Source organism: Reyranella sp. (assembly GCF_050185545.1).
GTDB lineage: Bacteria > Pseudomonadota > Alphaproteobacteria > Reyranellales > Reyranellaceae > Reyranella.
On the sequence record NZ_JBFWZI010000286.1, the window covers coordinates 1 to 6,627 of the forward strand.

Here is a 6,627-nt window from a genome sequence, read left to right on the forward strand (position 1 = left end):
TGGACCTGGCCGATCATGCCGCCCATCAGGATCGCGTCGCCATCGCCCTCGGGCGTGAACTTGATGCGGCTGTAGAACGTCTCGTAGTCCGCCGCCGCCAGCGCATCGCGCACTGCCTCGGGCCTGGTGCTCTTGGCCGCCTGCATGGCGAGCACATAGGTCTCGATGCAGGCCGCCGCGCCGGCGACATGGTAGGCGATCGGCCGGGTGAACTTGCTGCGATAGTACTCGGCGAACTTCTTCGAATCGCCGAAGAACTTGTCCTTGAACGGCACGTTCTCGTCCCAGTAGGTCGAGCAGAACAGCGCCTCCGAGTACTTGCCGAGCGCCTCGCGGAACGAGGCGAGCTGCGGGCCGAGGCCCTGGAACAGGAGCTTGACGTTGGTGCCGCTGGCGATCATCTGCCGCGCCACCAGGAGCGAGTTCTGGTCGTGCATGACGCAGACCAGCAGGTCGGGAGTCTTGGCGCGCACCGAACCCAGCACGCTCGACACGTCGGTTGGCTTGGCCGGCAGCTCGTAGCTGTCGATGCGCTTGAAGCCCGCCGCGTCGCACGCCAGGCGCACGCCTTCGCCGGCGGTCTTGGAGAAGGCATCGTTGGTGTAGATCACCGAGTAGGTCTGCGGCAGCGGCTCGAGCGTCTTGAACAGCGCTGCCGTTGCCGCGAACTGCCGGGTGGCGCGCGGAAACATGCCGAACACGTACTTGAGCCCGCGGGTAAAGATCGCGTCGGAGCCACCGCCGGTCTGCACCATCGGCTTCTTCGCCCGTTCGGTGATCGCCGCCGTGGGCAGCACGATGTTGCTGCCGAACGAGCCCAGGAAGAGATTGGTGCCCTCGTCGATCTGGCGCTGTATCAGCGTGGTGGCGCGCGCCGGGTCGCTGGCGTCGTCGAACAGCTTGAGCTCGATCCTGTATTTCTCGCCGGCGATCTCGACGCCACCCAGCACCTCGTTCATGTAGCTCGCGGCGGTGATGTAGCCGTTGTTGACGTTGAGCCCGGTCTCCGCCGCCGCGCCGGTGAGCGGCACCGATCCGCCGATCACCAGGGTCTTGCCAGCCTGGGCCTCGGCCGAGCGGATGGCCGGAGCAGCAGGCGCGGCGAGAGCGGTTGCCGCCAGGCCTCCCGTCCTGAGAACGTCGCGACGTCGCATGTGTCTTGATCCTCGGTGTCGATATCGGGTCAACGCGCGCAGTCTATTGCAAAACACGTGCCCTCGACGGAAATGGCCCCGCCATTCCCGCATGACAGTTCCGCGTCTCATCGCTGGGAGCGCGCCGCTCGAGTGGCGCTCATGGCTCATCCGGACCGCGGGCGCCTCGCCCGCTCATGATCACCATGAGCGGGCGAGGCGCCCGCGGTCCGGAAGAAGATGATGACTACCGGTCGTCGACCCTGGCGACGATTCCGTGCACCTCGTCGGGGGAGAATACCGGGATCGAGCAGGCGCCGTTGGCGCAGGCGAAGGCGGCGGCTTGCGGCAACTCGGGATACTCGACGTCGCTCGCCGGCAGCGGGCCTTCGCGGCGATCGAGCCATTCGATGCGCAGGTAGCGCGTCGGATAGGTTCGCGCGGCGGCGTACAGCGCCTGCGCCTCGGGATCGTCCTTGGCGCCGACGATGGTGACGTGCGCCGGCTCGCGACCGAGCTCGCGATCGGCCAGCAGCGCGCCCGGCACGACAAGATCATCCTCGGCGAGTGCGATCAGGTAGCGCATGCCGCGCTCCGCCGCCTCGCGGAAGGCGGGCCGTGCCGTATGACGCGCGAGCAGGTTGAGCAGGCGCACGGCGGCGACGTTCTCGTCGATCTGCTTCACGGGCTTCGCCAGAACGCCCTTGGCGCCGGGCTCGGGCCGCCTCACGAAATAGCCGCCGGCCGGATCGCTGTGATCGCGTACGATGATCTCGCCGAGCTCGGTCGCCAGCGCGAGATAGCGCCGCTCCGCCGTGCTGCGATAAAGGGCGAGAGCCGCTTCCGCGACGGCCAGCGTATCGCCTAGATGGGTGTCGTCGTCGGCAGCCCGGCCATGCCCGAAACCGCCGTTGGGCGCGCGGCGCCGCGCCACGATCCAGTCGAAGGCGGAGATGGCGGCATCGAGCAGGGCATGCTCACCGGTGACGTCGTAGAGCGCCGCGAGGCTCGCGATCGCCCAGCCGTTCTCGCGGGCATAGACGTTGCGATCGATCGGCGGCTGCGGTCCGGCGCGCCTCTCTGCATCGCCGCGCGCGTAGAACGCGTCGCCGTGCAGCGCGGGTCCCGCATCGGCGTCCTGGCTGGTGTAGAAGGCGCCGTCGGGCGATCGCATGAACTCCATCAGCCAGCGGGCGATGGCGCGCGCCGCCGCGTGGTCCGCCGGGTCATGGCCGATCTGCCAAGCGAGCACGTAGCTGCGGATGGCGTCGCGCTGGATGTTCAAAAGCTTCTCGAAGTGCGCGCCGGACCAGTCGAGCTTGTCCGAATACTGGAACATGCCGCCCCACACCGGATCGATCAGGCGGCGCGCGCCGGCCAGCGTGCGGGCTGCAACGTCGAGCCACGGCGCGTTGTCCGGATTGCGCTGCAGAGGGCGGCTGCGCTCCAGCACCCATTCGACGGTATCGCCATGGACGAAGCGATGGGTGTCGCCGAAGCCGCCGTTGACAGGATCGAAGCTCTTCAGCACCAGGGCCTCGCTGCGCAGGCGGCGCGCCTGCGACAAAGCGACGGCATTGGAATCGATCGCGGCGCCGGGCTGATAGGACGGCAGCGCCGACGGATCCTCGATCACCGCCGTCAGCAGCTTGCCGAAGAGCTCCGGCGGCAGGTAGCCGCGGCGCTTGAAGATCTCGTTGCCGTCCTTGTCGAGCATGATGGTCGCCGGCCAACCCCAGCTCTCGTAGCGGTAGGAGAGCGCCGGATCGGCGTCCTGGTCGACGCGCACCGGGATGAATTTCTCGGCAATGCGCTTCTGGATGGCCGGATCTCGGTAGGTCGTGCGCTCCATGACGTGGCACCAGTGGCACCACACCGCCGCCATGTGCAGCAGGATGTACCTGTCCTCGCGCGCGGCGCGGTCGAACAAGGTGTTGTCCCATTTCTGCCAGTCGAGCGACGGCGTCTCAGCGCGGGCGCCGGCCGCCAGGATGAGCATCAGTGACGCGAGCAGGGAGCGGAGCATGTCCGGTCTACGGCGCGAGCGACGGGACGGATGGCCGCCCTCGCACTCACGTGATCGGGGACCCGGTATCAGAGGCCAGGGATCAGCGGTCCGGTATCAGAGGCCAGGGATCAGTGGCGCGGGGATCAGCGGCCCGTGATCAGCTACGCACCTGGTGTTTCATCAGCTCGTCGCCGATTCGGCCGGTGAGGAACAGCCCGCACATGCGGTAGTCGCTGATCAGCGACCAGAACGGCGCCTGGAAGGTCGCCGGCTTGTTCCTCTCGACGAAGAAATGGCTGAACCAGGCCGGGCCGTAGCCGAAGAACGGCACCGCGATCAGCCACCACCAGCTCTGGGTCGCGACCGCCCACACCAGCACGACCGTCGAGGCAAGCGTGCCGACATAGTGGATCGCGCGGGTTGCGGGCCTGGCGTGCTCACGCAGGTAGAAGGGCCAGAACTCGGCATAGGTGCGATGGGTGGCCATGGCGCGATCTTACGCCGATGCGGCGCCGTCGCCTATCCGATCAAGCCTTCGGTGCCGGTCCGAGCAGATCCCATTTGTTGCCGGCGATGTCGAGGAAAACGGCAACCTGTCCATAAGTCTCCGCGCGCGGTGGTCTCACAAAGGCAACTCCGGCCGCGCCCATGCGCTCGTAGGTCGATGCGAAGTCGTCGACATGAAGGAAAAAGCCGACGCGACCGGCGAACTGGTTGCCGACGATGCGTTCCTGTTCCTCTCCGTCCGCCCTGGCGATCAGAATCCCGGTCGCGGCGCCGGGCGGGCGCACGACCACCCACCGCTTCGGCCGTCCGTCATTGGTCAGCGATGGGACGTCCTCGACCAGCTCGAAGCCCAGGATGCGGACGAAGAAGTCGATTGCCGGGTCGTATTCCTTCACGACGAGAGCGACGAGACTCAGATGCGACATGTCAGGAGGTCCCGTGTGTCTCAGCCCAGCGCGCCCGACTTCCTGAGCGCGCCGATCTCGTCCTCGCCGTAGCCGGCTTCGCGCAGGATCTGCTCGCTGTGCTCGCCAAGCTTGGGCGGCGGGCCGGCCTTGCGGGGCTGGGCGAAACCGAGCCGGATGGGATTGTTCACCGTGCGCGGGATCTCGGGGTTGGTGGTGTCGGCGAAGATGCCGGCGTGGCGCGCCTGCTCGTCGTCGACCACGTCGCCCAGCCGGCCGATCACGCCGAACGGGATACCGGTGCCGGCGAAGGCCCTCTCCCATTCGGCATAGGTTCGGGTGGCGAAGATCGGCGCCAGCTCCTTGTGCAGCTCCAGCGCGCGCTCGCGCCGCTCGGCGCGACTGCCGAAGCGCGGATCCTCCAAGAGGTCGGGCCGGCCGATCACCGTGCAGAGCGGCGCCCACAGCCGGTCGTCGCGAACCATCAGGAGCTGCAGCCAGCGATCGTCCTTGGTGCGGTAGAGATTGGTCAGCGCATTGCGCGGCTTGTCGGGCGACTGGCGCGGCGGCAGTCTGGCGCCGATCAGCGCGCCCGCCGCCGACGTGCCGTTGGCCCACACGCCGTTGGCATAGAGCGAGGTGCCGACCCAGCATCCCTTGCCGGTACGATCGCGCTGGCGCAGCCCCATCAGGATGGCGGCGACCAGGGTCATCGCCGTGGCGCGATCGCCCTGCGCCGGCAGCGACAGGCCGGGCGGGCCGTCCTCGTAGCGCGCCGCATCGAGTATGCCGGAGCGGCCGAAATAGGCCGAGACGTCGAAGCCCGGCCGGTCGCGGTCGGGGCCGCTCTCGCCGTAGCCGGTGAGCGAGCAATAGACCAGGCGCGGATTCATCGGCTCGACATCCTCCCAGCGCAAGCGCAGCCGTTCGCGCGCCGGCGGCGGGAAGTTCACGATCATCACGTCGGCCCGGCCGATCAGCCGTTCGAGCACGCCACGCGCCTCAGCATTCTTGAGGTCGAGCGCCAGCGAGCGCTTCAGCCTGCCGTCGAGCTGCCAGGGAAAGTTGCGGTCACTGACGGGATAGCTGGCATTGCGGAAGCTGTTGCGATGCGGATCGCCCTCCGGCGGCTCGATCTTGATCACGTCGGCGCCGAAATCGGCCAGCGTCACGGCGGCGGCCGGTGCGGCGATGAACGAGCTGATGTCGAGCACGACAAGCCCGTCGAGGGGCAGCCCGTCGAGGGGCTGCCCGCTGAGTGTCAGGTCATCGCTCATCTGAGGGCGCCGCTCTGGCGCAGCCTGGCGATCTCGCCGGCAGACAGGCCGACTTCGCCCAGGATCTCGTCACTGTGCTGGCCGAGAGCGGGTGCCGGCCGGGCGATCCGCTGCGCGGCGAAGCCGAGGCGGATCGGGTTGGCGAGAGTGCGCGGCATGTCGGCGATCGCGGTGTCGACAACGGCGCCGCATGCCACGGCCTGCTCGTCGTCGGGTACGTCCTGCGGCCGGCTGATCACGCCGAAGGTGATGCCGTTGTCCGCAAGCGCCTTGCGCCAATGCTCGTAGTCGGAGCGGGCGAAGGCGTGCTTGAGGATGGCGGCGAGGTCGGCCGAATGGTGCCGCCGGTCGGCCTGGGTTACGAAGCGCGGGTCGTCCGCCAGCTCCGGCTGGCCGATCGCCTGGCAGAGCGGCACCCACATCTTGTCCTCGCGCACGATGGTGAGCTGCAGCCAGCGATCGTCCGACGTGGTGTAGATGTTGCCCAGCGCCGAGCGCGGCCGCTCGGGCGGCGGACGGTGCGGCAGGAAGGCGCCGACCAGCGCGGCCTGGGCGACGACGCCGCACGACCACAGGCCGTTGCCGAGCAGCGAGGTGCCGACCCATGAGCCTTCGCCTGTCTTCATGCGATGGATCAGCGCCATCAGGATGGCGGACACCAGGCCCATCGCGGTGGCGCGGTCGCCCTGGGCAGGGCCGGGCACCCCCGGCGGCCCGCCCTCGTAACGCTGCGCGTCGAGCAGGCCCGAGCGGGCGAAGTAGGCGGTGGCGTCGAAGCCCGGCCGGTCGCGATCGGGGCCGGATTCGCCGTAGCCGGTCAGGGAGGCATAGATCAGCCGCGGGTTGACCGGCTTCACGTCCTCGTAGGCGAGCCTGAGCTTGTCGCGCACCGGTGGCGGAAAGTTGCAGATCAGCACGTCGGACACAGCGATCAGCCGGTCGAGCGCGGCGCGCGCGTCGGGCAGCTTGAGGTCGAGCACCAGGGAGCGCTTGTTGCGCGAGTCCATGTGCCAGGGATAGTTGACCTCGGCCTTCGGGTAGTTCGACGAATCGTGCATGATCCGGCGGTTGGGATCGCCGTCCGGCCCCTCGACCTTGATCACGTCGGCGCCCCAGTCGCCCAGCACGACGGCCGCCGCCGGGGCGGCGATGAAGGAACTGATATCCAGCACGCGCAGGCCTGCCATCGGCAGGTCGGACTCGGTCATTGTCTGGTCCCCGGTTCAGATGAAGCGGCCGCTATGGTTGCCGGCTCTGGCCCGCCGTCAAGTCCGCCGGCGAAAGCGTATTTCGTTTGG

6 protein-coding genes are annotated in these 6,627 nt (G+C 68.4%); all 6 read right to left on the reverse strand.

Annotated elements, in window-relative coordinates; translation table 11 throughout:
* Positions 1 to 1,154 (reverse strand): amino acid ABC transporter substrate-binding protein (locus AB7O82_RS36170; RefSeq protein ID WP_428621687.1); only part of this gene is annotated, 1,154 nt, incomplete at its 3' end.
* Between the two features lie 226 nt (positions 1,155 to 1,380).
* Entirely contained in the window at positions 1,381 to 3,159 is a 1,779-nt protein-coding gene (locus AB7O82_RS36175; RefSeq protein WP_428621689.1) for a DUF255 domain-containing protein, read from the reverse strand.
* Between the two features lie 139 nt (positions 3,160 to 3,298).
* A complete protein-coding gene (locus AB7O82_RS36180) occupies positions 3,299 to 3,628 on the reverse strand; it encodes an Mpo1-like protein (protein WP_428554093.1) in 330 nt (109 codons plus the stop codon).
* Positions 3,629 to 3,668: 40 nt separating this feature from the next.
* Positions 3,669 to 4,073 (reverse strand): VOC family protein, encoded by a 405-nt coding sequence (locus tag AB7O82_RS36185; RefSeq protein WP_428621691.1) that lies wholly within the window; start codon positions 4,071 to 4,073, stop codon positions 3,669 to 3,671.
* A gap of 20 nt (positions 4,074 to 4,093) precedes the next feature.
* Positions 4,094 to 5,329, reverse strand: coding sequence for a CaiB/BaiF CoA transferase family protein (locus tag AB7O82_RS36190; RefSeq protein ID WP_428554099.1), 1,236 nt, complete (start codon positions 5,327 to 5,329; stop codon positions 4,094 to 4,096).
* A complete protein-coding gene (locus tag AB7O82_RS36195; RefSeq protein ID WP_428621693.1) occupies positions 5,326 to 6,537 on the reverse strand; it encodes a CaiB/BaiF CoA transferase family protein in 1,212 nt (403 codons plus the stop codon). Before AB7O82_RS36195 ends, AB7O82_RS36190 begins: the two co-directional genes overlap by 4 nt.
* Between the last annotated feature and the right edge of the window lie 90 nt (positions 6,538 to 6,627).